Source organism: Hafnia alvei, from assembly GCF_964063325.1.
GTDB classification, from domain to species: Bacteria; Pseudomonadota; Gammaproteobacteria; order Enterobacterales; family Enterobacteriaceae; genus Hafnia; species Hafnia alvei_B.
This window is the reverse complement of the sequence record NZ_OZ061315.1, coordinates 4722065-4748064: the sequence shown is the minus strand read 5'-3', so window position 1 is coordinate 4748064 and position 26000 is coordinate 4722065. Positions and strand designations below refer to the sequence as shown.

General features: G+C 50.5%; 26 protein-coding genes and 1 pseudogene. 24 read left to right on the top strand and 3 right to left on the bottom strand.

Features of this window, described 5'->3' with window-relative positions; genetic code table 11:
- The first annotated feature begins 15 nt into the window (after positions 1 to 15).
- The 11 genes and pseudogenes from flgC (at position 16) to AB3Y96_RS21970 (ending at position 9521) form a co-directional block, all read left to right on the top strand.
- Positions 16 to 441, top strand: coding sequence for a flagellar basal body rod protein FlgC (flgC, locus tag AB3Y96_RS22020; RefSeq protein ID WP_367300218.1), 426 nt, complete (start codon positions 16 to 18; stop codon positions 439 to 441).
- A 2-nt stretch (positions 442 to 443) separates the two neighbouring features.
- Positions 444 to 1139, top strand: coding sequence for a flagellar hook assembly protein FlgD (gene flgD / locus AB3Y96_RS22015; RefSeq protein WP_072309808.1), 696 nt, complete (start codon positions 444 to 446; stop codon positions 1137 to 1139).
- A 55-nt stretch (positions 1140 to 1194) separates the two neighbouring features.
- Positions 1195 to 2406 carry a flagellar hook protein FlgE gene (gene flgE / locus AB3Y96_RS22010; protein WP_367300217.1) on the top strand — a complete coding sequence of 404 codons (1212 nt, stop codon included), beginning with the start codon at positions 1195 to 1197 and terminating at the stop codon, positions 2404 to 2406.
- On the top strand, positions 2406 to 3137 hold the full coding sequence (gene flgF / locus AB3Y96_RS22005) for a flagellar basal-body rod protein FlgF (protein ID WP_072309810.1): 732 nt from the start codon (positions 2406 to 2408) through the stop codon (positions 3135 to 3137). The genes flgE and flgF overlap by 1 nt, the downstream gene beginning before the upstream one ends.
- A 15-nt stretch (positions 3138 to 3152) precedes the next feature.
- The gene (flgG, locus tag AB3Y96_RS22000; RefSeq protein WP_072309811.1) at positions 3153 to 3938 is read left to right on the top strand and encodes a flagellar basal-body rod protein FlgG; all 786 of its coding nucleotides are present in this window, start codon (positions 3153 to 3155) and stop codon (positions 3936 to 3938) included.
- 35 nt (positions 3939 to 3973) lie between these two features.
- Positions 3974 to 4639: a flagellar basal body L-ring protein FlgH gene (flgH, locus tag AB3Y96_RS21995; RefSeq protein ID WP_025799651.1), complete on the top strand. Its 666-nt coding sequence runs from the start codon at positions 3974 to 3976 to the stop codon at positions 4637 to 4639.
- A 17-nt stretch (positions 4640 to 4656) separates the two neighbouring features.
- Positions 4657 to 5751 carry a flagellar basal body P-ring protein FlgI gene (locus tag AB3Y96_RS21990; protein ID WP_025799649.1) on the top strand — a complete coding sequence of 365 codons (1095 nt, stop codon included), beginning with the start codon at positions 4657 to 4659 and terminating at the stop codon, positions 5749 to 5751.
- Between the two features lie 10 nt (positions 5752 to 5761).
- A pseudogene (locus tag AB3Y96_RS21985) lies at positions 5762 to 6052 on the top strand (rod-binding protein); the annotation flags it as partial.
- A gap of 128 nt (positions 6053 to 6180) precedes the next feature.
- Positions 6181 to 7551, top strand: coding sequence for a flagellar hook-associated protein FlgK (flgK, locus tag AB3Y96_RS21980; protein ID WP_072309814.1), 1371 nt, complete (start codon positions 6181 to 6183; stop codon positions 7549 to 7551).
- 18 nt (positions 7552 to 7569) lie between these two features.
- Positions 7570 to 8487: a flagellar hook-associated protein FlgL gene (flgL, locus tag AB3Y96_RS21975; protein ID WP_072309815.1), complete on the top strand. Its 918-nt coding sequence runs from the start codon at positions 7570 to 7572 to the stop codon at positions 8485 to 8487.
- Positions 8488 to 8492: 5 nt separating this feature from the next.
- The gene (locus AB3Y96_RS21970; protein WP_072309816.1) at positions 8493 to 9521 is read left to right on the top strand and encodes a hypothetical protein; all 1029 of its coding nucleotides are present in this window, start codon (positions 8493 to 8495) and stop codon (positions 9519 to 9521) included.
- Between the two features lie 124 nt (positions 9522 to 9645).
- On the opposite strand, the gene AB3Y96_RS21965 is transcribed toward AB3Y96_RS21970, so the two are convergent.
- Together AB3Y96_RS21965 and AB3Y96_RS21960 are read right to left on the bottom strand one after the other, a co-directional pair.
- Entirely contained in the window at positions 9646 to 10113 is a 468-nt protein-coding gene (locus AB3Y96_RS21965; RefSeq protein ID WP_081329615.1) for a hypothetical protein, read from the bottom strand.
- Positions 10085 to 11050 (bottom strand): transcriptional regulator, encoded by a 966-nt coding sequence (locus tag AB3Y96_RS21960; RefSeq protein WP_367300216.1) that lies wholly within the window; start codon positions 11048 to 11050, stop codon positions 10085 to 10087. The genes AB3Y96_RS21965 and AB3Y96_RS21960 overlap by 29 nt, the downstream gene beginning before the upstream one ends.
- Before the next feature lie 809 nt (positions 11051 to 11859).
- Here AB3Y96_RS21960 and AB3Y96_RS21955 point away from each other — a divergent pair.
- The 11 genes from AB3Y96_RS21955 (at position 11860) to metF (ending at position 21434) form a co-directional block, all read left to right on the top strand.
- Entirely contained in the window at positions 11860 to 12750 is an 891-nt protein-coding gene (locus tag AB3Y96_RS21955) for a flagellin (protein WP_072309818.1), read from the top strand.
- A gap of 209 nt (positions 12751 to 12959) precedes the next feature.
- On the top strand, positions 12960 to 13850 hold the full coding sequence (locus AB3Y96_RS21950) for a flagellin (protein WP_072309819.1): 891 nt from the start codon (positions 12960 to 12962) through the stop codon (positions 13848 to 13850).
- Positions 13851 to 14065: 215 nt separating this feature from the next.
- Positions 14066 to 15388: a flagellar filament capping protein FliD gene (fliD, locus tag AB3Y96_RS21945; RefSeq protein ID WP_072309820.1), complete on the top strand. Its 1323-nt coding sequence runs from the start codon at positions 14066 to 14068 to the stop codon at positions 15386 to 15388.
- Between the two features lie 14 nt (positions 15389 to 15402).
- Positions 15403 to 15798 (top strand): flagellar export chaperone FliS, encoded by a 396-nt coding sequence (fliS, locus tag AB3Y96_RS21940; RefSeq protein WP_072309821.1) that lies wholly within the window; start codon positions 15403 to 15405, stop codon positions 15796 to 15798.
- Positions 15791 to 16096 carry a hypothetical protein gene (locus tag AB3Y96_RS21935; protein ID WP_367300215.1) on the top strand — a complete coding sequence of 102 codons (306 nt, stop codon included), beginning with the start codon at positions 15791 to 15793 and terminating at the stop codon, positions 16094 to 16096. The genes fliS and AB3Y96_RS21935 overlap by 8 nt, the downstream gene beginning before the upstream one ends.
- Entirely contained in the window at positions 16096 to 17214 is a 1119-nt protein-coding gene (locus AB3Y96_RS21930) for a flagellar hook-length control protein FliK (protein ID WP_367300214.1), read from the top strand. The genes AB3Y96_RS21935 and AB3Y96_RS21930 overlap by 1 nt, the downstream gene beginning before the upstream one ends.
- Positions 17215 to 17233: 19 nt before the next feature.
- Positions 17234 to 17704 (top strand): flagellar basal body-associated FliL family protein, encoded by a 471-nt coding sequence (locus AB3Y96_RS21925; RefSeq protein WP_072309823.1) that lies wholly within the window; start codon positions 17234 to 17236, stop codon positions 17702 to 17704.
- Between the two features lie 30 nt (positions 17705 to 17734).
- Positions 17735 to 18421 (top strand): FliA/WhiG family RNA polymerase sigma factor, encoded by a 687-nt coding sequence (locus tag AB3Y96_RS21920; RefSeq protein ID WP_072309824.1) that lies wholly within the window; start codon positions 17735 to 17737, stop codon positions 18419 to 18421.
- A 13-nt stretch (positions 18422 to 18434) separates the two neighbouring features.
- A complete protein-coding gene (gene motA / locus AB3Y96_RS21915; protein WP_072309825.1) occupies positions 18435 to 19298 on the top strand; it encodes a flagellar motor stator protein MotA in 864 nt (287 codons plus the stop codon).
- Positions 19298 to 20257: a putative lateral flagellar export/assembly protein LafU gene (lafU, locus tag AB3Y96_RS21910; RefSeq protein ID WP_367300213.1), complete on the top strand. Its 960-nt coding sequence runs from the start codon at positions 19298 to 19300 to the stop codon at positions 20255 to 20257. Before motA ends, lafU begins: the two co-directional genes overlap by 1 nt.
- 268 nt (positions 20258 to 20525) lie before the next feature.
- A complete protein-coding gene (gene metF / locus AB3Y96_RS21905; RefSeq protein WP_072309827.1) occupies positions 20526 to 21434 on the top strand; it encodes a methylenetetrahydrofolate reductase in 909 nt (302 codons plus the stop codon).
- A 180-nt stretch (positions 21435 to 21614) separates the two neighbouring features.
- Here the strand turns inward: metF and metJ are convergent, their stop codons facing one another.
- Positions 21615 to 21935 (bottom strand): met regulon transcriptional regulator MetJ, encoded by a 321-nt coding sequence (metJ, locus tag AB3Y96_RS21900; RefSeq protein WP_025799616.1) that lies wholly within the window; start codon positions 21933 to 21935, stop codon positions 21615 to 21617.
- 277 nt (positions 21936 to 22212) lie between these two features.
- Here metJ and metB point away from each other — a divergent pair, with 277 nt between their 5' ends.
- A complete protein-coding gene (metB, locus tag AB3Y96_RS21895; protein ID WP_040044400.1) occupies positions 22213 to 23376 on the top strand; it encodes a cystathionine gamma-synthase in 1164 nt (387 codons plus the stop codon).
- 56 nt (positions 23377 to 23432) lie between these two features.
- Positions 23433 to 25868 (top strand): bifunctional aspartate kinase/homoserine dehydrogenase II, encoded by a 2436-nt coding sequence (locus AB3Y96_RS21890; protein ID WP_367300212.1) that lies wholly within the window; start codon positions 23433 to 23435, stop codon positions 25866 to 25868.
- Positions 25869 to 26000 lie beyond the last annotated feature (132 nt).

The following is a 26000-nucleotide window of genomic DNA, read 5'->3' as shown; positions in this document are numbered from 1 at the left end:
AGGTAACAACGGACAATGGCATTTACGGATATTTATCGCGTTTCTGGTTCAGCAATGACGGCGCAAACCGTTCGTCTGAACACCATCGCCAGTAATCTGGCGAACGCGGAGTCGCCAGCGGACAACGAGGGGGCTGTGTATAAAGCTCGCCGCCCCGTGTTTGCCGCGGTGTACCAAAACAGCGAGCTGATGGACAACAGAGCCTTGGCCGGCGCGCGAGTGCAAATTATGGACGTGGTTGAAACCGGTGGCGCAGTGCAGCGTTATGAGCCGAATCATCCCATGGCCAACGATCAGGGTTATGTCTTTTATCCCGACGTTAACGTTGTGGAAGAGATGGCCGACATGATGTCGGCATCCCGTAGCTTCGAGACTAACGTCGAAGTTCTTAACAGTGTGAAAAGTATGCAGCAGAGCCTGCTGAGACTTGGAGAAGCCTAAGCATGAACGTAAATGACGCGCAGAGCTATGCGGATACAGCTAGCAATAACAGCCGTGTTGCCAGCAACGATAACAGTGCCGCGAGCATGAACAACCTGTTTATGACGCTATTGGTTGCGCAGATCCAAAATCAGGATCCGCTGAACCCAACCGATGGTACCGAGTACGTTAGCCAGTTGGCGCAGCTGTCTCAGGTGCAGTCAATGGAGTCTATGTCCGCACTGATGCAAAACAATGCGGTGTTGATGGATAACCTGCAAACCCTGTCTACCGGCAACTTGGTGGGGCAGAAGGTGATGGTTCAGACCGACAAAATTGAAACTGACGGCAGTACGGTCATCGACGGTCGTCTGTCACTGGATCACGCCGCGGGCGTGGTCACGGTGTATGTCAAAGACGAAGCCGGCACTGAGCACAAAATTGAGCTGGGCCAGCAGGAAGCCGGGCAGGTTGATTTCAAAATTGACCCTAAAGAGCTGGGGCTGACTGAAGGCAAGTACACGCTCAGCGTGGTAACGGATACCGGCGAAGAGTCGGTTCCAATTGAGGTGGGTGGCGTGGTTAACAACGTGCGTATTCCATTGGATGGCAGTGCCACCATGTTGAATATCGCTGGGCTGGGTGAGGTTCCTTATAACTACATCAGCCAGTTTGGGATGAATAGTCCATCCAATAATACCGACACGCGCAAAGCGTAATTTCGAAAACGGAACACTTTCGAACACTAATCCAATTTAGATCAGGAAAGATTTTATGAGCTTTAGTATTGCAACCTCAGGCTTGAACGCCATCACTCAGCAGCTTAGCGCTATCAGTAACAACATTGCTAACTCCGGCACCGTAGGGTTTAAGTCTGGCCGTGCGGAGTTCTCTGCGCTGTATGCGCAGTCTCAGCCGCTGGGCGTGGGCGTGAGTGGCGTTACGCAAAGTATTACCCGTGGCGGTAATATCATGGCCTCTTCAAGCGCGCTGGATCTGGCGATTTCTGGCAACGGTTTCTTCGTGGTGCGCGATAGCGCAGGTACAGAGGCCTATACCCGTGCAGGTTATTTCGGTACAGATACCAACGGTAATCTGGTCAATCGACAGGGTATGAATTTGCAAGGTTATCCGGTTGATGCCAACGGCGTATTACAGGTGGGTAACGTCGGTAACCTGAACATCAGCAGCGGCGCGATCCCTGCCAAAGCCACCAACGGGCTGGAGTTTACGGCTAACTTGGATGCTAACGCCGAAGTACCTAAGGTCACGCCGTTAGATCCGAAAGACAGCTCTTCATACAACAATACCTACACCACGCAGGTTTATGACTCTTTGGGTCGTGAGCACACGTTGTCGCAGTATTTTGTTAAGAACGCAGATAACACCTGGACCAGCCATTACTACATGGATGGTGAGCCTGTTCCCGATGCGACTGACCCAACCAAAGGGGCGACCCAGACGATTTCCTTTAGCGCTCAGGGCGTGATGGAAGTACCAAATGGGGCCGTCGGCATTTCACTGTCGATACCTGGGGCTGAAGATCTGGATCTCGAGCTGAACTACGCGGGAACGACGCAATTTGGTTCCGACTTCTCAGTGACCAAAAACAAAGGTGATGGCTACGCATCTGGCGAAAAAACGGGTCAGCAGATTGATGAAGAAGGCTTTGTTTATGCCACCTTCTCGAACGGCGAACGTATGCTGCAAGGCCAGCTGATTCTGGCCAACTTTACCAACCCAGATGGACTGGCTTCACAAGATGGTACTACGTGGGCGCAAACTTCCGCATCGGGTACACCGCTGACCGGCGCGCCGGGTTCTGGCCTGTTAGGTTCTATCAAGGCGAGCGCACTGGAGGAATCCAATGTGGACTTAACCGCCGAGCTGGTGGGTTTGATGACCGCACAGCGCAACTATCAGGCCAACACCAAAGTTATCAGCACCAATGACAGCATGATGTCGGCTCTGTTCCAGGCGGTCTAATGGATCACTTAATTTATACCGCCGTTAGCGGCGCTAACCGCAGCCTGTCACAGCAGCAGATTCATTCCAATAATCTGGCGAACGTGAACACCAGCGGATTTCGTGGTGACTTAGAAAGCGCTTTATCCCAGCAGGTGGCGGGGTCGGGCTACGACTCGCGCTATCTGGTGCAGGAGCAAAACAGCGGTGTGGATATGACGCCGGGCGCGGTGAGAGATACCGGGCGTGAGCTGGATATTGCCATCAAAGGCAATGGGCTGATCGCCGTGGGTAGCGGCAATCGCGAAGTTTATACCCGCAACGGTCAGATGGATGTCAGCCCTGATGGTGATTTAACCATTAACGGCCGCCCCGTGATTGGTGAAACCGGTCCGGTGGTATTGCCGCCGTTTTCCGATCTTTCCATTGGCGATGACGGCACCATCACGATTGTTCCGCAAGACGGTGACGTCAACGCGGCCATGGATGTCGATCGTATCAAGCTGGTGGATATTCCTGCGGATCAGCTTTCAAAAGACGCCGACGGCTTATTGATTAGCGCCACGCGGAATAACCCACGCAGCGATGCCGTTGAAATCACCGCCGGACATCTGGAAAGCAGCAATATTTCAGCGATTAGCGAAATGGTTTCCAGTATTGCTCTGAACCGCCAATTTGAAGCCCAAATCAAGATGATGAAAGCCGCAGAAGATTTGGCGACAGCCGGTAATCGACTGATCCGTGGCAGCTAAATTAAGGAATAAATCATGAATCCAGCTTTATGGATCAGTAAAACCGGCCTTGCAGCGCAAGACGCCAAAATGAGCGCCATTTCCAATAACTTGGCAAACGTGAATACCACCGGTTTCAAACGCGACCGCGTGATGTTTGACGATCTGTTCTACCAAACTCAGCGAGCTCCGGGCGCGCAGCTTGATCAGAACAACGTGGCTCCAACCGGTATTCAGTACGGCACCGGCGTGAAAATCGTGGGGACTCAAAAAGAGTTCTCCGTGGGCAGCATGCAGATCACCAAGCAGCAGATGGACGTGGCGATTACGGGCCAAGGTTTCTTCCAGGTAGAAACGCCAGATGGCGATATCGCCTATACGCGTGCAGGCAACCTACAACTCAACGCCGACGGCGTGGTGACCAACGCCGCAGGCTTACCGTTGGTGCCTGCGATTGAGCTTCCGGCCAACACCAAAGAGCTGTCGATTGCCAAAGACGGCACCGTGTCTGCGACCGTGGGTGGCGAAGCCGATCCGGTAGAGCTTGGGCAAATCACGCTGGTGAATTTTGTTAATCCGGCCGGATTAGAAGCGGTTGGCGGCAATCTTTATCGCGAAACGGCGGCCAGCGGCGAAGCCGTGGAAGGTGTGCCGGGTGAAGATGCCCTTGGACAGTTGGAGCAGGGAACACTGGAAGGTTCAAACGTACAGGTTGTTGAAGAGATGGTCGACATGATCACCGTTCAGCGCGCCTACGAAATGAACGCGAAAATGGTTTCGGCTGCAGATGATATGTTGAAGTTTGTCACTCAGTCGCTGTAACGGCGGCTTGGTGAAAGAGTAAAGCGAAGAACGTTATGAAAAAGCAGATGTTGATGTGTGTCCTGTTGATGGCGCTAGCGGGCTGTGAAAGCCCTGCGCTGCTGGTACACAAGGATGATGCGGCCTATGCGCCGCCAGAGGAAATACTGCAGCAGCCGGTTGCAGTGCAGGGTGGCGGGCTATACAACGCCGGTTACAACTGGTCTCTGACCCAGGATCGCCGCGCATACCGCGTGGGCGATATTCTGACGGTACGACTTGATGAGTCTACGCAGTCCAGCAAACAGGCGCGCACCAACTTCGGCAAGAAGAATGATGCGTCTATCGCCGCACCGGAAGCCTTTGGCCACGCAGTGGATAAGCTGAGTGGCTCTATCGGTGCCGATCGCTCCTTTAACGGCAATGCCTCTTCCGCCCAGCAAAATATGCTGCGCGGTTCTATTACCGTGGCAGTACATAAAATCTTGGCTAACGGGGTTTTAGTGGTACGCGGCGAAAAGTGGCTGACCTTAAATCAGGGCGATGAGTATATGCGCGTCACCGGATTGGTTCGAACCGATGATATCGAGCGCGATAACACCATTTCGTCGCAGCGTATTGCGAACGCTCGTATCTCGTATGCAGGTCGTGGTGCGTTAAGTGATTCCAACTCAGCCGGCTGGTTGACGCGGATCTTTAACCATCCGCTGTTCCCTATTTAATTCAGGAGATGTTCAACATGTGCAGATTCCTTACGCTGGTTGTCGCCCTCCTGTGGAGTTCAATGTCATTGGCGCAGCCGCTAGGCTCGCTGGTGGATGTGCAAGGCGTTCGTGGTAACCAACTGATTGGTTACAGTTTGGTGGTGGGTTTGGACGGCACCGGCGACAAAAATCAGGTGAAGTTCACCAGCCAATCGGTCACCAATATGCTGCGTCAGTTTGGCGTACAGTTACCGGCCAAGATTGACCCTAAGGTGAAAAACGTGGCGGCGGTGGCGATCAGCGCCACGCTGCCTCCGATGTATGCGCGCGGGCAATCCGTTGATATCACCGTTTCCTCTATCGGTGATGCCAAAAGCTTGCGCGGTGGTACGTTGCTGTTGACCCAGCTGCGCGGTGCCGACGGTGAAGTTTATGCATTGGCTCAGGGGAACGTGGTGGTCGGCGGTTTTAAAGCCGAAGGCGATAGCGGTTCCAGCATCACCATGAACACGCCAACCGTTGGGCGGGTGCCGAACGGGGCGTCGATTGAACGTGAAATTCCTAGTGATTTTCAGGTAAGCAATTTGGTTACGCTGAATTTGAAACGCCCGAGTTTTAAAACGGCGAACAACGTTGCCGTGGCGCTGAATCAGGCCTTTGGTGCAAATACCGCAACGGCGCAAAGCGCGACCAACGTGGTGGTGAGAGCGCCGCAGGACGCAGGCGCTCGCGTGGCCTTTATGTCGATGCTGGAAGACGTGCAGATTAACGCCGGTAAACAGCCGCCTCGCGTGGTGTTTAACGCACGAACCGGCACGGTAGTGATTGGAGATGGCGTTGTGGTGCGGGCGGCCGCTGTTTCTCACGGTAATTTAACCGTCAGTATTCGCGAAAGTCGCAACGTGAGCCAACCTAATGCCTTCAGCAACGGTGAAACGGTCACTACGCCACAAAGCGATATTGATGTGAACCGAGGCCAAGGCCAGATGGTGACCGTTGCCGCAGGCACCAGCCTGCGTAGCATCGTAAACACCATCAATAGCTTAGGAGCCGCGCCGGATGACACCATGGCTATCTTGCAGGCATTACACGAAGCAGGCGCGTTAGACGCTGAACTCGTGGTTATTTAAGGAAAAAACCATGATTGATGCCATTAATCGCCAAAGTACCGTGCTGCCGGGAGATTTCACCGGCACGCTGAAAGCACAGAATTTAGATCAGGCCGCCGAGCAGTTTGAAGCAATGTTCCTGCGTTCGATGATGCAGCAGATGCGTAAAGCTTCGGATGCGTTAGCGGCAGATGATGATCCGTTCAACAGTAAGCAGCAGCGCATGATGCGTGATTTTTATGATGACAAACTGGCCTCGCAGCTGGCTTCACAGCGCAGCAGTGGAATTGCCACCATGCTGATTAACCAGCTCGATCCTCAGGTTAAGGGAATGGAACGCGCGCTTAAGATTGAGGGCGAAAATGTCGCTTCTGATTCTGTAGAAGCGCAAGAGCCCGTAGAGCTTGAAACGCCCGTTATCCCAGTACTTAGCCGCGGACAGGAATCATTATGAGTTTAATCAGTAACGCTTACAGCGGCCTTCAAGCCGCCAAGTTAGGTATGAATACCGTTGGTATGAACGTTCAGAATGCCTTAACGCCGGGCTATAGCCGCCAAGGTATTTTGCAAAGCGCCGTAGGGCCGATGGGCTCAGTGGGACTGTCGGCGGGTAACGGCGTTCAGGTTGACAGTATTCGCCGTATCTCGGATCAGTATTTGACCAGTCAGGTATGGGGCACCAACAGTAAAGCTAACTATTATGATTCCGGGCAAAAGTACATTGGTGCGTTGGAGTCGGTGATTGGCACGGATACCACCAGTTTGGGCAACGGTATCGATAAGCTTTTTGCCTCGCTTAATGAGCTCACCACGCAGCCTGATTCCCCCGCGCTGCGCCAGCAATTGATCAACGAAGCGCAGTCGATGGCGACGCGTTTTAATAACATTAATAATTTTATTACTAGCCAGAAAACGTCAATCAATAGCCAGCGTAATGCCACGGTAGACAGCGTGAATACGCTGAGCTCGAACATCGCAGGCTATAACCAGAAAATTGCTGAGCTTGAAGCCACCGGCGGTAACACCAACGTGCTGCGCGATCAGCGTGATGAGCTGGTGAAACAGATGAGCAGCATGGTTGACGTGAAAGTCAGCGAGGATGCGAAAGGCAATTACACGGTCGCCTTGCCAAATGGTCAGCCATTGGTCAATGGACGGAGTTCGGGGCAGCTTGCCACGACCACTCAACCCGATGGCAGCCAGCTACTGACCCTGAAATATGCCGGTTCTGAATACACGATTAATCCGGCAACCGGCGGTCAGCTTGGCGCGCTGAATGATTATGAGCAGGGTACGCTCAAAGAAATGCAGGAGTCAGTTCAGGGCATGGCGGAATCTATCGCGACCATGTTCAACGATCAGCTCGGACAAGGTTTCGACCTTAAGGGGCAACCGGGTAAGCCGCTGTTTAATTTCGATTTGAGTAATCCCGCGGGCATGTTGACTATCACCGACATCAAGCCCGATGAGCTGGCGCTTTCAGGTAAAGATGATGAAACGGGTAACGGTGATAACCTGAATTTACTGATTGAACTGAAAAACAAGAAAGTGGACATCGGCGGTATGGGCAATATGAGCATCAATGAAGGTGCTGCCGCGATTATTAGCTCTATCGGTATCGCCAGTCGTGAGAACCAGACCGAAGCCGAAGCAGCCATATCTGTCTATGTAGAAGCGCAGAATCAGCGTGATAACCTCAGCGCAGTCGATCAGGACGAAGAAGCGATTAATCTTCAGGTTTACATGAATGCCTACCAGTCAAACATGAAGGTGATTGCTGCGGGTAACCAGATCTTCTCCGATTTACTGAATCTGCTCTGATAAAAATAAGGAATTAACATGCGAGTCAGCGGCCTCTACAACGCCAATATGATGACCTATCAGATGGGAAAAAACGGCACCCAGATGAATAAACTGATGCAGCAGATGTCGACATTGCAGCGCGTCAACGTTCCGTCTGACGATCCCATCGCCAGTTCGCGTATGGTGCAGCTTAACCGCGAGCAGTCAGCGATCACTCAGTATCAGAGCAATATTTCGCGTTTGTCCGGCAACCTATCGATGCAGGAATCGCACGTGACGGCGCTGAGTAATCAGCTGATGTCACTCAATGACAAACTGTTGGCGGCGTCTAACGATACCCATAGCAGCGAAGACATGTCCGGCTTTGGCAAAGAGATTGGCTCTATGCTCGACTCTCTGGTGGCTACTCTGAACTCGAAAAACGAGGACGGTCGCTATCTGTTTTCTGGCACCAAAACCGATCAGAAACCGGTAGTGTGGAACGAAACCACCCAGAGCTATGAATACAATGGTAACGACGGCACGCGTGAAACGGCGGTGGCTAACGGCGTGAGCATCACTGAAAATACCAACCTGAGCGGGGCTTTTTCGAGTAGCGGCAACGATCTGGACTTGTTGAATCAGCTGAAGTCGCTCAGCGATAAAATGCAGGATCCTAATATTCCTGCTTCTGACTATGCGGATGAACTCAATACGCTGATGGGCGCCGTGAAAGATTCTTCAGACGACGTGGCTGCTATTTTTACCGATCTGGGTGGTCGTCAAAATCGTTTAACGATGCTGGATGATGCGCACACCGATGTGAAAACGGCCAATGATATGGTTGCCAAAGATTTGTCTGGTTTAGATATGGCCACGGCGTCGGTCAATTTTCAGCTGTATTACAACTCGATGCAGGTTTCGAATAAAACCTACAGTATGATTAGTCAGCTCTCACTTTTTAGCATGATGTAATTGATATGCAAGTTGGTCTTAGCACTTCCTCGTTACAAACTTCAACCACTTCCCCGCTGACGCGGGGAGGTATTGATGCCCCACAGTCGGTTCGCAATCGTGGCATTACAGATACGACGTCAGCCTCACCGGCCAGCTTTCCTGAATCACCGCTAATTTCAGCGCGCCCGCTGCGCTATAACGTTCAGTTGAACCAGCAATTAACGGCGGTTCAGCAGGCAGACAGTTTTCTATCGCAAACGGAAAGCCAGCTCTTGCAGCTACGCCATTCAGCAACTCATAGCCAAACTCGGCCAGATACCATTCGTCAGCAGGCTAAAGGGTTGCAAAGTTTGCTGGATAATCGCGCGCAGCTTTCCGGCAACACCGTTGATCGACATTTCAACGTGAAGCTGGAAGGCAAAACTCAGGTGAATTTTGCGCTGCCAGACGGAGAGAAACTGTTGCAGGGCGGAGATGCAGAGACGTTGGTTTTCTCTCTCGGTGGCAACAAACGAGAAATGGCTGCGGTATCGCTTACGCAAAATAGCTCTGAGCGTCAGGCCATAATGCGTTTGAATCAAGGACTGGGGCGTTTTGGGGTGCATGCCCGCCAAGATAGCACGGGAGATGTCACATTCAGCGTCGATGAGTCGCGTTGGGAGCGCGTGAGCACGCATTTAAGCGTGCGCGGTGAGGGAAAGCGTTTTAACTCAACGTTTTCTTCACTAACTCCAAAGCCAGAGCCCGCGATTGGCGACGTGCTCAAACAAATTGCGGCGCAGCCAGAGCGCTTGCGTGAGCGGGGAACAGAAGTATTAACTGCGCTGGAGCAAATTACCCATCAGCGTGGGAAATTACGTTTCCAGCAAGAGCGTGTTCGTACGCGTATTGAGGGAATGGCCACGCCGTATGAGCCGCAGCAGGCGCTGGCTGTTTCTCAGGCATTGGGCGAACATCTGCAAAACAGCAGCAGCCAGTTTTCTAGCCTTAATCAGGCATTGAGTGCGCAGGCCAACGTACGCTTGGGTACAGTGAAGAATTTGTTGGGATAATGCCCCGATGACCCCACCCTAACCCTCCCCTTGGCAGGGGAGGGAACCGTTCGGTGATGTTGGGAGGGGGTTTTAGCCCTAGCCTTTTTCTTGGCTGGGAGGGGGTTTATGAAGGGAGATTAAATCACTGCCCCAAAGGATATAAAAATATCATCCCGGTTTGCCCAATCACCAGCGGCTGGCCATCAAGCTTCAGCGGTATCATCCACACTTCATTATTCTGCAAGAAATCAATCAGCCCATCGATCATCAGACGTCGCTGAGGCTTACTGTAATAAATCTGCGAGTAGAGGTAGTACACTTTGCCTAGCTCGCGATGAGTTTCAGTAAATTTCCCTTTCACCACAAAGCGGGTGTCGTTTGGGTTAGTGATGGTGTTGAGAATGGTGCCATTCACTGAGGTTAAATGGGAATCATAGAGCTCTTTCTGCTGAGACATCAGATCGTAAAACCCCATTTGTACCGTACCCTGTCTAGGTTTAAGGCTTGGCGTTGCGACTGATAATGCGGTGTATCCTAATATTCCTATTAACAAAATAAGCAGGCTTAGCATCCATATCAGCTTATTGGCTCTGACAGGCTGGGATTTCATTTATTTTTCTCACTGTTTCACGAAAAATCAGGTTGTTAAGCTGACGTGTATCGGTTCGCCAATGGTAGATCGTCATCGCGAGCTGCTGGTTGGCGCAGGTGGTTTCCACTGAAAACGTGTAGTTCAGCACTTGGTCAGAAACCTTGTAGTAAACATCCATATAGGTGTTTTTGGTCTTCAAATGCTGATTGAGTTGGTAGAGCGTGCCTTTCAGCTTGGTATAAAGTGAATCTTTGGATGTCGCTGTGTCGCCGTCTTGCACGATCTGATACAACCGGATGTTGCTGTAGACGTTGTTTTCCTGCTGAGCGGCAGCCAGCGTTATATTATTAAGCGACAGGTATTTATAGCCCATCGCGGCGCTGACCAGCACGGCGACCAAAATGAGAACCATATAGGCTAACCATGAATGCTTTTTGGCTGGCTGAAGCTCGTCTGGCTGGGGCGTTTCCTGAGAATACCCGGAGTCAGGATTGATAGCCGGAGAAACAGGTTCTACGCTAAGGGCATTAGACGATGCCTCTTCATCATTATAAATGCTTGAATCTGTGGAAATACCTTCATGAGGTATATCAGTAATATTCTCATTCTCATTTAATGCATCTGTTTCAATACAGCGGCAATAAGATGATTCCAGCAAATAACCTTTTTTAGGTATGGTTTTGATTATTTTTTGTTGTTTTCCATCATCTTCTAGAGCAACGCGTAAAGCATGAACCGCATTAGGAAGGCTATTATTTCCTATAACGCGCCTTTCCCAAACCATATTGGTTAGCTCTTCGCGTGAGAGGATTTCTCCTGCATGTCGAGTCAGGATATCTAATAGCTTTAATTGGTATTCACCTAGTCTTTTTCTTTCTCCGGTATTTAAATGCAATATTGAACCGGATGAAATTTCCAGGAGCCAATCATTAACAGAACAGTAGCGTTTATTCATTTAATTACAGAGGTATTAAACCATTAATGTGTAAAATAATTGTATTTTAGAGAGATCAAATGAGCTTCTCTTAACGCAAATTGGGTTAAAAAGTCCGTTTATAATTCGTCAATGAATTGCCGCTCGCTGCGGTGGGGGACTGAAGAACATCGTGTTCTTATGCCCGAAAGCGTTCCAAACAGCGTCTTTTTAAGGGAAGGTGTCTGGTCAATATCGATCTCATTTAGGAAGATTCTCTTCCGAGAACACTGTTTTACGCGAACAAATACCAACACGCAAGGCCTGTTGCTCTATTTCTACGCTGGAGTTATGACCAAATATGTCTATAGGTGAATGCATAGTACCTTTAAGATACCTTTGTATTCCATTTGTGAAATACGTGATCTTTTTGTATGTGCTTAGCGTGATTAATTGTGGGTTAATTTAACTAATAATATTGTCCGCCGAAATTATAAATAAAGTGAAAATGATGTAAAAATAATAAGATTTTTCGCTTAAGAATTTTCTGATTTGTGTCGCTATTAATAATATTTTAATTCATTAATCCCTGCTTTGCAGTGTGGGTATATAGATGTAGGTTTTAATATAAAGGGCGCATTTATTTATTATTGATGACGATTTGGTCGAAATGATGTGATTGAGGACGTCTGTTTAAATATGATTATCTATATAAGAAAGAAGTTGCTAGTTAATTACTGAAGTGACGATTTTTTTATTTTCTATTTAACTCTCATCGCCAACGTGTCGTTCTCTCTTAGTACAAGAATTGCGGAATCTAAATAGGTGGATTCCCTGAAGGAGACGACACAATGGCTTTATCTATCTTTACCAATGCCTCTTCCATGGCTTCTACGAACGCGCTGAATAAATCTAACAGCCTGTTGTCCACGTCGATGGAACGTCTGGGTACCGGCAAGCGTATCAACTCTGCGGCAGATGACGCAGCAGGCATGCAGATCGCTTCTCGTTTACAGGGCCAGACTAACGGCATGACCGTCGCAAAACGTAACATCGCCGATGCAACCTCTATGCTGCAGACCGCTGAAGGTGCATTCGACGAAGTGAGCAACATCATGTACCGCATGAAAGATCTGGCTACGCAGGCTGCGAACGACACTAACTCAACTGAAGACCGTGCATCCCTGCAGTCAGAGTTCGATCAGCTGAACTCCGAGCTGGGCAACATCATGGGTAACACCAGCTTCGGTGGTACTAAACTGCTGAGTGGCGGAACTGGTTTGGCGAGCACCAGTGGCCTGAACTTCCAGATCGGTTCTAGCAATGCAGAAACGCTGAACGTAAATGTCTCTAGCCAGCTGTCTGGCTTAACCAAAACTATCGGTACAGCAGCAACGACTAACCCAAGCGGTGGTGCAGTTCCAGGCACTGGTCTGGGTGCGTTGACTCTGGATTCTGCGGCTAATGCTTCTGGCGCAATTTCAAGCCTTGAAGGCGCACTGAAAGACGTGGGTTCCCTGCGTTCAACGTTGGGTGCGAACATCAACCGTTTGGGTCACACCTCTGCGAACTTGGCGAACATGCAGGACAATACCGAGCTGGCGCTGGGTAATATCCGTGATGCCGATTTCGCATCAGAAGCATCGACTATGACGCGTCAGCAGATGTTGGCTCAGACCAGCATGTCTATGCTGAAGCAGTCAAACAGCATGTCAGGCATGGTGATGTCTCTGCTGGGCTAATATCCCGCATTACTCTCGTGAAGACACCGCCTAAGGGCGGTGTTTTTGTATCTATCAGGTAACCATTATTAGCCGATGAATATTAGCCAATAAAAATTTTGTTTAATTTTTTTATCATCTGATTTAATTCTCAGAGTCTGTGTGTCGTTTTCTATAAGTACGAGAGATGCGGAATCTAAATAGGTGGATTCCCTGAAGGAGACGACACAATGGCTTTATCTATCTTTACCAATGCCTCTTCCATGGCTTCTACGAACGCGCTGAATAAATCTAACAGCCTGCTGTCTACGTCGATGGAACGACTGGGTACCGGCAAGCGTATCAACTCTGCGGCAGATGACGCAGCAGGCATGCAGATCGCTTCTCGTCTGCAGGGCCAGACTAACGGCATGACCGTTGCAAAACGTAACATCGCCGATGCAACCTCTATGCTGCAGACCGCTGAAGGTGCATTCGATGAAGTGAGCAACATCATGTACCGCATGAAAGACCTAGCAACGCAGGCAGCGAACGATACTAACTCAAGTGAAGACCGTGCATCCCTGCAGTCTGAATTCGATCAGCTGAACTCTGAGTTGGGTAACATCATGAGCAACACCAGCTACGGCGGTACCAAACTGCTGAGCGGCACAACTGGACTGGCGAGCACCAGTGGCTTGAACTTCCAGATCGGTTCTAGCAATGCAGAAACGCTGAACGTGAATGTCTCTAGCCAGTTGTCCGGTTTAACCAAAACTATCGGTACAGCAGCAACGACTAACCCAAGCGGTGCTCCAGTTGCTGGCACTGGTCTGGGAGCGTTGAAACTGGATTCTGCAACTAGCGCTTCAGGTGCTATTGCTGATTTGGAAGGCGCGCTGAAAGACGTGGGTTCCCTGCGTTCATCTCTGGGTGCGAACATCAACCGTTTGGGTCACACCTCTGCGAACTTGGCAAACATGCAGGACAACACCGAGCTGGCGCTGGGTAACATCCGTGATGCCGATTTCGCATCAGAAGCATCAACCATGACGCGTCAGCAGATGTTGGCTCAGACCAGCATGTCTATGCTGAAGCAGTCAAACAGCATGTCAGGCATGGTGATGTCTCTGCTGGGCTAATCAGCGATGACGTCATAATGCAAAAAACACCGCTCTTGGGCGGTGTTTTTATTTCTGCCGGAATATTTCCGCTTTCCGTCAATATCAGGAAAAACACCTTCCGGTAGTCTCCCATCTCATTGATTTAACTTAACTAAAAAGTTGGCACGTACTTTGCTTTACCTATGGATATATAGGTAATCATTTCTACTCGCCAGCGTGTCCGGAGGATCAGCATGTCAGATTTCACGAGTATTGACCCACAGACCATGGCAACGCAGTTGGCTAGCTACGATGTTATGGCATTGCAGGCTGCACTGAAGAAACAGCAAACGTCGTTAACGGGCCAACAAGATGCGTTGAAAGCGCTGAAAAGTGCCATGACGGATTTCCGCACCGCGCTAACGGCGCTGAATAAATCCAATAATGGCTTGTTGACCAACAAGGTCACGACCAGTTTAGACAACATTGCGAATGTCACCGCGAACTCCAACGCCATGAAAGGCACATACAACCTTTACGTTGAGCAGTTGGCTGGTTCGCATCAGGTGGCGTTCGACGATATGACCGACGATGCCGTTAACAACGCGACGGGCACTTTCACGCTTGAGGTTAATGGTAAGTCTATTGATATCGAGATGGATGGTCTGGAAACCATGTCCGATCTGGCTCGAGCGATCAATAAAACCAACGATGGCTCGGAGAAAAGCCCGGCGATTACCGCATCGCTGATCCGTACCGACGGTGAAGTTAAGTTAATGCTCAGCAGTGATAAAACTGGCGCAGAAAACGAACTCAAGCTGAGTGGAAACATCCCGGCTGAAATGGATACGGGTAAGACCACCACTATTTCTAAAGCGCAGGATGCGGTTGTCTATCTGGGTGGCAAAGACAGCGGACTAAAGATTACTAACAGCACCAATAAGCTGGACGGCGTTATTGACGGTGTGACCGTTGAACTGAATCAGGCACAGAAAGATGGCGATGCGCCGCTGCGTATTAACGTTAACACCGACACCAGTGAAACCGAATCGCAGGTGAAGGCGTTCATTGATGCCTACAACACAATGCGTGATTCGCTCGGCAAATTAACCGCTAGCGGTAGCGGTGGAAAAGATCGCGGAGCCTTTGCGGGTGACGCAGGAATTGCGTCGTTAGAGCGTGAACTGAACAACATGGTTCGTACCAATATTGATGGTCTGGACATGACTAAGTTTGGGATCACCGCCGATAAAGACGGCAAGTTAGAGCTCGATAGCGAAAAGCTCGAGAAAATGCTGACAGATAATCCAACGCAGCTGACCGCGCTGTTTAACGGCGATGACGGCCTTATCAAGAAGATGGATAAGTCGCTGGATAAATACCTGAATAACACCAACGGCGTGATCAAAGGCCGTCAAGAATCATTGGATCGTCAGGAAACGCAGCTGACCGACCGCAGCGACAAAATTAATACCCGTTATGAGAACTCTTATAACCGCTATCTGAAGCAGTTTACCCAGCTGCAGCAGGTGATGTCTCAGATGAATAATACGATGAGTATGTTTGGCTTAGTTTAAGGAACGCAGGTTTTATGTACGGAACTCAACAGGAAGGATACGGCCTCTATCAGGATTCAGATCTGGCGATTCAGGCCGCCGCCGCGACCCCTCATCAGCTGGTTCTTATGCTGTTTGGCGGTCTCATGGATGAACTGGTTCGCGCCAAGAGCCACATTGTTGCTAAACGCTATGAACGTAAAGTTCAAAGCATTAATAAATGCATCGATATTCTCAATGCGCTGACCAGCGCGCTGGATTACGAAAAGGGCGGCGACTTGGCTTTGAGCTTGGCAAACCTGTATGACTACTGCGTTTACCGTTTGTACGACGCCAGCCATAAGCTGTCCGTTGAATACATTGATGAAGTGGAAGCCATCCTCAACAACCTGCGTGAAGGTTGGGAAGAGATGGGTAAACAGAATGGATGATATTCAGCTGATTCAGTTCCTTGCCAACGCGTTGAAGAGTGCCACTCAGCAGCGTGATTGGGTACAGGTGCGGAATGTTGATAAGCAGATCGCTTCATTACTGAGTTCACTCAGTGGGCAGCCGTTGAGTGAACAAAAGCGGCAAGCCTTGATGATGTTGAAGGATACCCATCGTCGCGTGAATGAGGTCTGCCGTCAGCAAAGCGCTGAGCTTGAGCACAAGATGGCTTTGCACCGCAATAACCGTGAAGGGGCAGTTGCTTACGCTATTTTTGGCGGCGACGAGGACAGCGAATAATGAGCATGATGGATCTGATTTCTAGCTCAATGCCGACTGCTATGGGGGCATCTTCTACCGTGTCTATCAGTGACTCGACTGGCGCTGCGTCGACGATCGGTGCGGTCGGCGGAATGCCAAATAGTAGTGCATCACCGGAAAACGCCGCGCAGTTCAGTCATGAGCTGCTCAGCATGGTGGGCTCTTTGCTGGCTCAGTCTGGGGTTGCGGGCTTGCGTCCTGCGGCGGGCGGCACGAGTGCGGATACCGCGCTGCCTTCTGATGATAGTGATGCGGATGTTGACGATCTGGCCAGTTTGCCGCAGGAGGATCAACAGCAGATGTTGAACCTGCTGCTAAACACCTATCAACCACCGGCTCAACCGGTGGCTATGTCGCTGGGTGAGCAGCAGCCTTCGGCGGAATTGTTGATGCTAAATCGCCAGATCGCGCCTCAACCAGTGATGCCAAGTGCTTCGCAGCCCGTCAATGCGTCGGTGTTGAGCGCTGCGCTAAACGCCGCGCCGTCTGATATTGCCATTTCATCGGCGATGACCAAGACCCACGAAGCGTTTAGTCCTGTGATGCAGCAGCATTCCTCTGTGCCCGGCGATCTCCTGAATGCATCGTTAGCGACGTCTGCGCCTTCCAGCGTGGGTAATACCGTGGCTTCGACGGTGCAGAATTTCAATGCGACTACTGCGCCGCTGAAGCTGGAGTCCAGCGAAGAGCGTTGGCCGCAGCAGTTACAAAATTCACTCGGTGAGCGTTTACAGGTTCAGGTGAAAAATCAGGTTCAGCATGCCACGATCCGACTCGATCCGCCGGATATGGGCAAGATCGATATCTCGATTCAATTTGAGTCAGGACGTTTGCAGGTGCATATCAATGCGAGCCAAGGTGAGGTTTATCGCGCCCTGCAGCAGGTCAGTAATGAACTGCGCCAAAGCCTGACCGACCAGAACTTTGTTCAGGTGAACGTTCAGGTTTCCTCGCAAAACTCACAGCAACAATCAGGGCATGGGCATCAAGGCGACGCTCAACAGCCTTTCATTCTCTCGGGTATGCCGCTGGACAGTGAAACCACTGAACCATCAAAGAAAACCCGCGAGGATGAATCTGTCCTCATGACAATTTGAACTACTGAATAAGACATATATGACCGTAAAAACATTTTCATTAGGTTTGGTAATCGCATTAGTCGCCGCCGTGCTGGCGGCGGTTTTAGCCGTAATGGGGAATCATATTTTGGCTCAGCCAGAAAACGGCGTGGGCGACAAGATTTCTAAGATGTTCTCCGCTGATGGCGAAGCCACCATTGAGTTTGTCGAAATTAAGAACGTTGTTATCACCTTGAAAAGTGATAACAAAAAAGAACGCTATCTGCTTTTGGAATTGGCGCTTGCGACTTCTGATAGCAAAGAAACTGCGCGTACTGAGGCGATGATTCCTGCGATCCGCGGAGCGACCGTTAGCCTGTTATCCGACATGGAATATTCACATATTCGTGGCATGAACGTGGTTGAGCTGCGTGAACAGCTGATGGCGGCGTATGTGAAGAAGTTTAAAGCACTAAATACGGGCGTGCCGTTTCACGATGTCATCATTAGCAAGATGGTCTTTCAATAGAAAGCGATAGAAGCACGAGCAATGGAAATAATGGATTTTATGACCAATGAAGCGCTGACTCCGGCGCAAGAAACGCAGTATCTCACCGCGTATCTGCCGTTGGTAAAACGTGTGGTAAGACAGCTGTCTTACCAAACCAGCAGCGTTCTCGACCGCGAGGACATGGAACAGATCGCCCTAATGGGGTTGCTCTCGTCCTTGCGTCGTTACGGACATCCCGATGAGCAGTTCGGTGCTTATGCTATTCATCGAATTCGCGGTGCCGTGTTGGACGAACTGCGCCAGTTAGACTGGCGCCCACGCCGCTTACGACAGAAGACCCACAAGCTTAATGACGCCATCCGTGAGCTGGCGCGAGAGCTAGGCAAAGAACCTAGCTATGAAGAAATTGCGGGCCGGCTAGAGATCACGCCGCAGGAGTATCAGGAATATCTGTTGCTCGACTGCGCTAAATCGCTGGAAAGCCTTGATGATTTACTCTCTAACGACGGTGTGGGTTCCGCGCTCAATAGCCGTCCGTTGGAGGACGAGATGATGGTCAGCAATACCTTGCGTGTTGCTTTGGCCAGCCTCGATAAACGCGAGCAGCTGATCTTGAGCCTCTATTATCAGCATGAAATGAGTCTGAAAGAGATAGCACTGGTGCTGGATCTTACCGAAGCCAGAGTCTGTCAGCTCAATAAGAAAATTACAGAAAAAATTAAAAGCTTTTTCTAGAAGTGGAACCACTATGCAGAAATTATTAGGTCTGATTATTATTTTCGTCTGTGTTCTCGGCGGCTTCATTATGTCGGGTGGGCGTTTGGCTTCTTTTTGGCAACCAGGCGAAATCGTTATTATTCTTGGCGCGGGTTTAGGGGCCATGGTTTTGGCCAACCCAAAACACGTGCTGATCGAAATGTGGCGCCAGTTCCGTGGTGTATTACGCAAAAACGAATACACCGATGAATACCAGCGCCAGCTGTTAATGCTGCTGTATGAGCTGTTAGAACTGGTGCAGGACGGTGGTTTGAAAGTCCTCGATGAGCACATTGAAGTTCCAGAAAGCAGTGCGCTGTTCCAAAAATATCCGCTGATTTTACGCGATAAAGACCTAGTGACGTTTATTTCGGATAACTTCCGTTTGATGGCAATGGGTAAGATCAACGAACACGAGCTGGAAGGTATTCTTGAGCAAGAACTGGGCGCGATGGAAGAGGAGCTTCTGCTGCCTTCACGTTCTTTGCAGCGTACCGCAGAAGCGATGCCGGGTTTTGGTATTTGTGCGGCAGTTCTTGGGATCATCATCACTATGCAGTCTATTGATGGTTCGATTGCGGTTATCGGTATTAAGGTTGCAGCTGCGCTGATTGGTACGTTCTTGGGCGTTTTTATCTGTTATTGCCTGATGGATCCGGTGGCAAACGCCATGGAGCAGCGCGCCAAAACGCAGATGGCGGTGCTGGAATGTGTGCGTACCGTGCTGGTTAACCATGTTGCGGGTAAACCCACGTTGCTGGCCGTAGATGCGGGCCGCAAGATGTTGCCAATGGATTCCAAACCTACCTTCGCTACGCTGGATTCTTGGGTGAACCAGATGGTGGGGGATAACTGATGCGCTCCCCAAAAGGTAAAGGTCACACCACGATAATCAAGCGCTCCTCGCGTAAATCGCACGATGCGATTCACGGTGGCGCGTGGAAGGTCGCCTTTGCTGACTTTACGCTCGCGATGATGGCGCTGTTTATGGTGCTGTGGATTATGGGCTCGGTGACTGAAGAAGAGCGTAAAGAAATTGTCTCTACCCTCAATAGCGAATCCATCTTTGATGGCATGTCGATAAACCCCATCACGCAAAAGAGCTCAGGTGGGGGAAGTAACCCTATTCTTGAAGGCAAGCGTAGCGGTGATGAAAACGAAGACGGTAGCGGCTCCGGTTCAGATAACGGTGGCATAAAGAGCGAACAGCCAAAGCAGTCCGTTGCCGATATCGTTAATAAAACGGAATCGCTAGAAGAGGTTAATAAACGCTCTCAGCAAGAAATGGAAGAGCTGGCGCGCATCATCTTGCAGGTCACTTCGGCGTATAATGCACAGACCAATATGAAGATGGAGATTGTGCCGCAGGGGCTGCGTATTTTGGTTCAAGACGACCAAAAGCGTGAGATGTTCCAGCGTAGTAGCGCTATTTTGACGCCGTTCTTTAATCGTCTGCTAAGAGATTTGGCACCGGTGTTTAATAAGCTGGACAACAAAATCATTATTACGGGCCATACCGATTCTTCACGCTACCGCGATCAGGAGTTGTACAACAACTGGAACCTGTCGGGCGATCGTGCGATGGCTGCACGCAAGGCGTTGGCACGCGGCGGTTTGGAGATGGATAAAGTATTGCAGGTGAACGCTATGGCTGACCAAATGCTGTTGGATAACGATCAGCCACTGAGTGCAACCAATCGCCGTATCGAGATTATGGTGCTAACTCACACGGCATCGGACTCTCTGTACCAGTTCTTTGGCAATCACGGCGATAAAGTTGTGAAGCCGATTGCGGATAAGATCAGTAAGCGGTAGTTCGTTGCCGACCCCACCCTAACCCTCCCCTTAGCAGGGGCGGGAACCGTTCAGTGATGTTGGGAGGGGTCACTTCACGAAATACCAGACATGAATTTATTTCACCTCCCCTTGAACATTCATCATGCGAGAAATTCATTTAACTGTTGACTCAGTGACCAACTTACGGCAATTTCATGTTTAGACGTCTAAACGTATAGACGCTTATTAAAAACGATAATAAAAAGTGCGGTTACGCACGAACAGGTCAACAAGAGGAAGATGGGGTATGAGTTTCTTTCACGCAAATCAGCGCGAGGCGTTGAACCAAAGTCTGGCAGAACTGCACGGACAAATTAATGTGTCATTTGAGTTCTTCCCGCCACGCACCAGCGAAATGGAAGATACTCTGTGGCAGTCCATCGACCGCTTGAGCAGCCTAAAACCGAAATTTGTTTCTGTGACCTACGGCGCTAATTCTGGTGAACGTGATCGTACCCACAGCATTATCAAAGGTATTAAAGACCGTACCGGTCTAGAAGCCGCGCCGCATTTGACCTGCGTTGATGCCACGCGTGATGAGTTACGCACCATCGCACAGGATTATTGGAATAACGGTATCCGCCATATCGTGGCTCTGCGTGGCGATTTGCCAGCGGGCGGCGGTAAACCCGATATGTATGCCTGTGATCTGGTCTCGTTACTGAAAGAGGTCGGCGATTTTGATATTTCCGTTGCCGCCTATCCTGAGGTTCATCCCGAAGCCAAAAGCCCACAGGCCGATCTCATTAATTTAAAACGTAAAATTGATGCCGGTGCGAGCCGCGCGATTACTCAGTTTTTCTTCGACGTTGAAAGCTACCTGCGTTTCCGTGACCGTTGTGTTGCTACGGGTATCGACGTGGAAATTGTGCCGGGTATTTTGCCGGTATCGAACTTTAAGCAGCTACAGCGCTTTGCGACCATGACCAATGTGCGCGTGCCGCACTGGATGACCAGCATGTTTGAAGGGCTGGATGACGATGCTGAAACGCGCAAAATGGTGGGCGCGAATATCGCGATGGACATGGTGAAAATTCTCAGCCGTGAAGGCGTGAAAGATTTCCATTTCTACACGCTAAACCGCGCAGAAATGAGTTATGCCATCTGCCATACGCTCGGTGTGCGGCCTGAGGTTCATTCACCGATTATTGCGTGATTTGCCAAGACCCCCTCCCAACCTCCCCCTTTGCAGGGGGAGTCGCCGATCGAGGATCTTACAAACATAGCCAAACGGTTCCCTCCTCTATGAAAAGGAGGGTTAGGGTGTGGTCAGTCTCTTAGCCAAAAAAAAACCACGCATTTCAGCGTGGTTTTCTATTTTGCAGAACTGCAAACATTAATATTCCCAAGTGTCTGGGTCGATACCCATCTCTCTCATCAATATTTTTGCCGCTTCTGGGATTTCATCGCTACGCTCTTTACGCAGGTCTGCATCGTTAGGCAGCGGTTGGCCAGTAAACGCATGCAGAAACGCTTCACACAGCAACTCACTGTTGGTTGCGTGACGTAGGTTGTTGACCTGACGGCGCGTGCGCTCGTCGGTTAAGATTTTCAGCACTTTCAGCGGGATAGATACAGTGATTTTTTTCACCTGCTCGCTTTTTTTGCCGTGCTCAGCATAAGGGCTGATGTATTCGCCATTCCATTCAGCAGCCATGGGGGGATACCTTAATTAGACTTAGTTATTTTGAGAAACGGCTAATTATGTCCGATCCTCACGATTTATGCTCACGAAGTGTCTGATTTATCGGTTTATGCCACCGTTTTGTGATTTCAGTACACCTCAAACTGACATAATTTTAGCGGTTATTTCCTCAAGGCTCAATCTATACGCAAAGAAGTTTAGATGTCTAGAAGTATTGACGTCTATATTCGAAGCGATTAATCTTTATTCCACTTTCACCCGACACATCATCCAGCGCGGAGAGAACAACGTGACATATAAGCAGGCAACACTTGCAGTGCGCAGTGGTTTAAATGATGACGAGCAGTATGGTTGCGTCGTTCCGCCCATCCATCTTTCCAGCACTTACAACTTCACCGACTTCAATGAACCACGGGCGCATGACTACTCTCGCCGTGGGAATCCTACGCGTGATGTGGTGCAGCGCGCGCTGGCTGAGTTAGAAGGCGGCGCTGGGGCTGTGATGACCAGCACGGGTATGTCGGCGATTCATTTGGTGTGCACGGTTTTCCTCAAACCAGGCGATCTGCTGGTAGCGCCGCACGACTGCTACGGCGGCAGCTATCGTCTGTTCGATAGTTTGGCCAAGCGCGGCGCGTATAACGTGCTGTTTGTCGATCAGGGTGATGCGCAGGCTCTCGCGGCCGCGTTAGAACAAAAACCTAAGCTGGTGCTGATCGAAACCCCAAGTAATCCGTTGCTACGCGTGGTCGATATTGCTGCTATTTGCACAGCGGCTAAGGCCGTGGGCGCGTTAACGGTGGTTGATAACACCTTCTTAAGCCCGGCGCTGCAACAGCCGTTAAAATTAGGCGCAGATTTGGTTCTGCATTCCTGCACCAAATACTTAAATGGTCACTCCGACGTGGTAGCGGGAACCGTTATTGCCAAAGATCCTGAGCATGTTACCGAGCTAGCATGGTGGGCGAATAATATTGGCGTAACCGGCAGCGCTTTCGACAGCTATCTCCTGCTGCGTGGCCTGAGAACCCTTAGCCCTCGCATTCAGTTACAGCAGCAAAACGCGCTGAAAATTGTGGAGTTTCTCAAGCATCAGCCGCTGGTGAAAAAGCTTTATCATCCTTCGTTGCCAGAAAACCAAGGACATGAAATTGCCTGCCGTCAGCAGTCTGGCTTTGGCGCGATGCTGAGCTTTGAACTGGATGGCGATGAAGCCTTGCTGCGACGATTCCTAAAATCGCTGCAACTGTTTACACTGGCAGAATCTTTAGGCGGCGTGGAGAGTTTAATTTCCCACGCAGGCACGATGACTCACGCGGGGATGGCTCCAGAGGCGCGTAAGGCCGCAGGTATTTCAGAAAGCCTGCTGCGTATTTCTGTAGGTATCGAAGACGGTGACGATTTAATTTCCGATCTGGAGCAGGCGTTCCAGAAAGCTAACAGCCAACGCTAATATGCTGTTTCTCAAACGATAATGCTGCATATTAGGCTGGTTTTAAGAGGTAAAGAATGAGCGCACAACCGGTAGCGGGGCAGGCGATAGGACGCCAGCTGCATAAGTTTGGCGGCAGTAGTTTAGCCGATGTGAAATGTTATCTGCGTGTCGCAGGGATTATGGCGGAGTACAGCTTCCCTGGCGATATGATGGTTGTTTCCGCAGCGGGTAGCACCACCAATCAGCTGATTAGCTGGTTGAGGCTAAGCCAGACTGACCGGATCTCTGCGCATCAGGTTCAGCAGGCATTACGTCGCTATCAAAGCGAACTCATCACGGGCCTGTTGCCGGCTGAACTTGCCGAGCCTTTGGTTGCGCTCTTTACTCAGGATTTGGAACGCTTAGCCGCCTTACTCGACGAGCCGATGTGCGATGCGACCTATGCTGAAGTGGTAGGGCACGGTGAAATATGGTCTGCGCGTTTGATGTCGGCGCTGCTCAACGTAAAAGGCATGGAGTCAGAGTGGCTGGATGCGCGTAGTTTCCTGCGCGCCGAACGTTCTGCCCAGCCACAGGTTGATGAAGGCCGATCTTATCCTCTATTACAGCAAATTCTGGCGCAGCATCCTAACAAACGCCTCGTCGCCACGGGGTTTATTTGCCGTAACGATGCGGGTGAAACCGTGCTGTTAGGGCGTAACGGTTCTGACTATTCCGCCACTCAGATCGGCTCATTAGCGGGCGTTTCTCGCGTGACGATTTGGAGCGACGTGGCCGGTGTGTACAGCGCTGACCCACGCAAGGTTAAAGATGCCTGCCTGTTGCCACTGCTGCGTTTAGACGAAGCTAGCGAACTGGCACGTTTAGCCGCGCCGGTTCTGCATGCGCGTACGTTGCAGCCGGTTTCCGCCAGCGATATTGACTTACAACTGCGCTGTAGCTATCAGCCAGAGCAGGGCTCAACGCGCATTGAGCGTGTTTTGGCATCTGGCACCGGTGCAAAAATTGTCACCAGCCACGATGAAGTTTGCCTGATTGAGCTTAATGTTCCACAAAGCCATGATTTTGAACACGTGCGTCAGGAAATTGACCGCGTGCTCAAGCGCTCCCAGCTGCGCCCATTAGCGACCGGCGTGCATCGCGACCGTCATATGATCCAGCTGTGCTATACCTCTGAAGTGGTGGAAAGTGCGCTGAAGTTATTGGAAGAATCTGGCGTTCCGGGTTTGCTACAGCTGCGTGAAGGATTGGCGCTGGTGGCGTTAGTCGGCGCAGGCGTATGCAAGAACCCACTGCACAGCCACCGTTTCTATCAGCAACTAAAAGATCAGCCAATTGAGTTCTTCTGCCAGTCAGAAGACAGCATCAGCTTGGTGGCGGTATTGCGCCGTGGCCCAACTGAAGCCCTGATTCAAGGTTTACACACCACGTTGTTCCGCGCCGAAAAACGCGTTGGGTTGGTATTGATGGGCAAGGGCAATATCGGTTCGCGCTGGTTAGAACTGTTTGCGCGTGAGCAGGAGAATATTTCTGCCCGTAGCGGCTTTGAATTTGTGCTGGCTGGCGTGGTAGATAGCAGCCGCAGCTTGCTGAATTATGAAGGATTAGACGCGAGCCGCGCATTGGCATTCTTTGATGATGAATCGCAGGAGATGGATGAAGAAAACCTGTTCCTGTGGATGCGTGCTCACCCTTATGACGATTTAGTGGTGCTGGATGTTACGGCCAGCGAGTCGTTGGCGCAGCAGTATCGTGACTTTGCCAGCTATGGTTTCCACGTTATTAGTGCGAACAAATTGGCTGGTGCGTCGTGCAGCGATGATTATCGCCAAGTTCGTGATGCCTTTGAGAAAACCGGTCGTCACTGGCTGTATAACGCCACCGTCGGAGCGGGTTTACCTGTGAACTATACGGTTCGCGATCTGCGCGATAGCGGCGACTCCATCTTGTCGATCAGCGGGATCTTCTCCGGTACGTTATCTTGGTTATTCCTTCAGTTTGATGGAACAGTTCCGTTTACTGAGCTGGTCGATCAAGCGTGGCAGCAGGGGCTGACCGAGCCCGATCCGCGTGTTGACCTCTCTGGTCAAGACGTGATGCGCAAACTGGTAATTTTGGCGCGTGAGGCAGGTTATGACATTGAACCGAATCAGGTACGTGTGGAATCGCTGGTGCCGGCTGGCTGCGAAGGGGGATCTATCGATCATTTCTTCGAAAACGGTGAAGACCTGAACGAACAAATGATCCAGCGTTTGGAAGCGGCCAACGAAATGGGGCTGGTGCTGCGTTATGTCGCCCGATTTGATGCCAACGGCAAAGCGCGCGTTGGTGTGGAAGCCGTTCGCCCAGAACACCCACTGGCGGCGTTGTTGCCATGTGACAACGTGTTTGCCATTGAAAGCCGCTGGTATCGTGATAATCCGTTGGTTATCCGTGGACCGGGCGCAGGACGCGATGTGACGGCGGGGGCTATTCAGTCGGATTTGAATCGGTTGGCGGCGTTATTGTGAGTTGGGGTTGAGTGCTTAGGCAATTGTTCTTATTGGCAGTGGTTTTCTATCTCTTTGATAGAGCTGTGAAGGGTTTTGTACTAATTGCCTATGCCGAATATTTTAGGCCTTATGCATATTACGTCCGCCTAA

What these genes read in the sequence shown, in the direction of transcription:
- flgC (WP_367300218.1), top strand. Translation starts at nt 16, where the DNA reads ATGGCATTTACGGATATTTATCGCGTTTCTGGTTCAGCAATGACGGCG.
- flgD (WP_072309808.1), top strand. Translation starts at nt 444, where the DNA reads ATGAACGTAAATGACGCGCAGAGCTATGCGGATACAGCTAGCAATAAC.
- flgE (WP_367300217.1), top strand. Translation starts at nt 1,195, where the DNA reads ATGAGCTTTAGTATTGCAACCTCAGGCTTGAACGCCATCACTCAGCAG.
- flgF (WP_072309810.1), top strand. Translation starts at nt 2,406, where the DNA reads ATGGATCACTTAATTTATACCGCCGTTAGCGGCGCTAACCGCAGCCTG.
- flgG (WP_072309811.1), top strand. Translation starts at nt 3,153, where the DNA reads ATGAATCCAGCTTTATGGATCAGTAAAACCGGCCTTGCAGCGCAAGAC.
- flgH (WP_025799651.1), top strand. Translation starts at nt 3,974, where the DNA reads ATGAAAAAGCAGATGTTGATGTGTGTCCTGTTGATGGCGCTAGCGGGC.
- AB3Y96_RS21990 (WP_025799649.1), top strand. Translation starts at nt 4,657, where the DNA reads ATGTGCAGATTCCTTACGCTGGTTGTCGCCCTCCTGTGGAGTTCAATG.
- flgK (WP_072309814.1), top strand. Translation starts at nt 6,181, where the DNA reads ATGAGTTTAATCAGTAACGCTTACAGCGGCCTTCAAGCCGCCAAGTTA.
- flgL (WP_072309815.1), top strand. Translation starts at nt 7,570, where the DNA reads ATGCGAGTCAGCGGCCTCTACAACGCCAATATGATGACCTATCAGATG.
- AB3Y96_RS21970 (WP_072309816.1), top strand. Translation starts at nt 8,493, where the DNA reads ATGCAAGTTGGTCTTAGCACTTCCTCGTTACAAACTTCAACCACTTCC.
- AB3Y96_RS21965 (WP_081329615.1), bottom strand. Translation starts at nt 10,113, where the DNA reads ATGAAATCCCAGCCTGTCAGAGCCAATAAGCTGATATGGATGCTAAGC.
- AB3Y96_RS21960 (WP_367300216.1), bottom strand. Translation starts at nt 11,050, where the DNA reads ATGAATAAACGCTACTGTTCTGTTAATGATTGGCTCCTGGAAATTTCA.
- AB3Y96_RS21955 (WP_072309818.1), top strand. Translation starts at nt 11,860, where the DNA reads ATGGCTTTATCTATCTTTACCAATGCCTCTTCCATGGCTTCTACGAAC.
- AB3Y96_RS21950 (WP_072309819.1), top strand. Translation starts at nt 12,960, where the DNA reads ATGGCTTTATCTATCTTTACCAATGCCTCTTCCATGGCTTCTACGAAC.
- fliD (WP_072309820.1), top strand. Translation starts at nt 14,066, where the DNA reads ATGTCAGATTTCACGAGTATTGACCCACAGACCATGGCAACGCAGTTG.
- fliS (WP_072309821.1), top strand. Translation starts at nt 15,403, where the DNA reads ATGTACGGAACTCAACAGGAAGGATACGGCCTCTATCAGGATTCAGAT.
- AB3Y96_RS21935 (WP_367300215.1), top strand. Translation starts at nt 15,791, where the DNA reads ATGGATGATATTCAGCTGATTCAGTTCCTTGCCAACGCGTTGAAGAGT.
- AB3Y96_RS21930 (WP_367300214.1), top strand. Translation starts at nt 16,096, where the DNA reads ATGAGCATGATGGATCTGATTTCTAGCTCAATGCCGACTGCTATGGGG.
- AB3Y96_RS21925 (WP_072309823.1), top strand. Translation starts at nt 17,234, where the DNA reads ATGACCGTAAAAACATTTTCATTAGGTTTGGTAATCGCATTAGTCGCC.
- AB3Y96_RS21920 (WP_072309824.1), top strand. Translation starts at nt 17,735, where the DNA reads ATGGATTTTATGACCAATGAAGCGCTGACTCCGGCGCAAGAAACGCAG.
- motA (WP_072309825.1), top strand. Translation starts at nt 18,435, where the DNA reads ATGCAGAAATTATTAGGTCTGATTATTATTTTCGTCTGTGTTCTCGGC.
- lafU (WP_367300213.1), top strand. Translation starts at nt 19,298, where the DNA reads ATGCGCTCCCCAAAAGGTAAAGGTCACACCACGATAATCAAGCGCTCC.
- metF (WP_072309827.1), top strand. Translation starts at nt 20,526, where the DNA reads ATGAGTTTCTTTCACGCAAATCAGCGCGAGGCGTTGAACCAAAGTCTG.
- metJ (WP_025799616.1), bottom strand. Translation starts at nt 21,935, where the DNA reads ATGGCTGCTGAATGGAATGGCGAATACATCAGCCCTTATGCTGAGCAC.
- AB3Y96_RS21890 (WP_367300212.1), top strand. Translation starts at nt 23,433, where the DNA reads ATGAGCGCACAACCGGTAGCGGGGCAGGCGATAGGACGCCAGCTGCAT.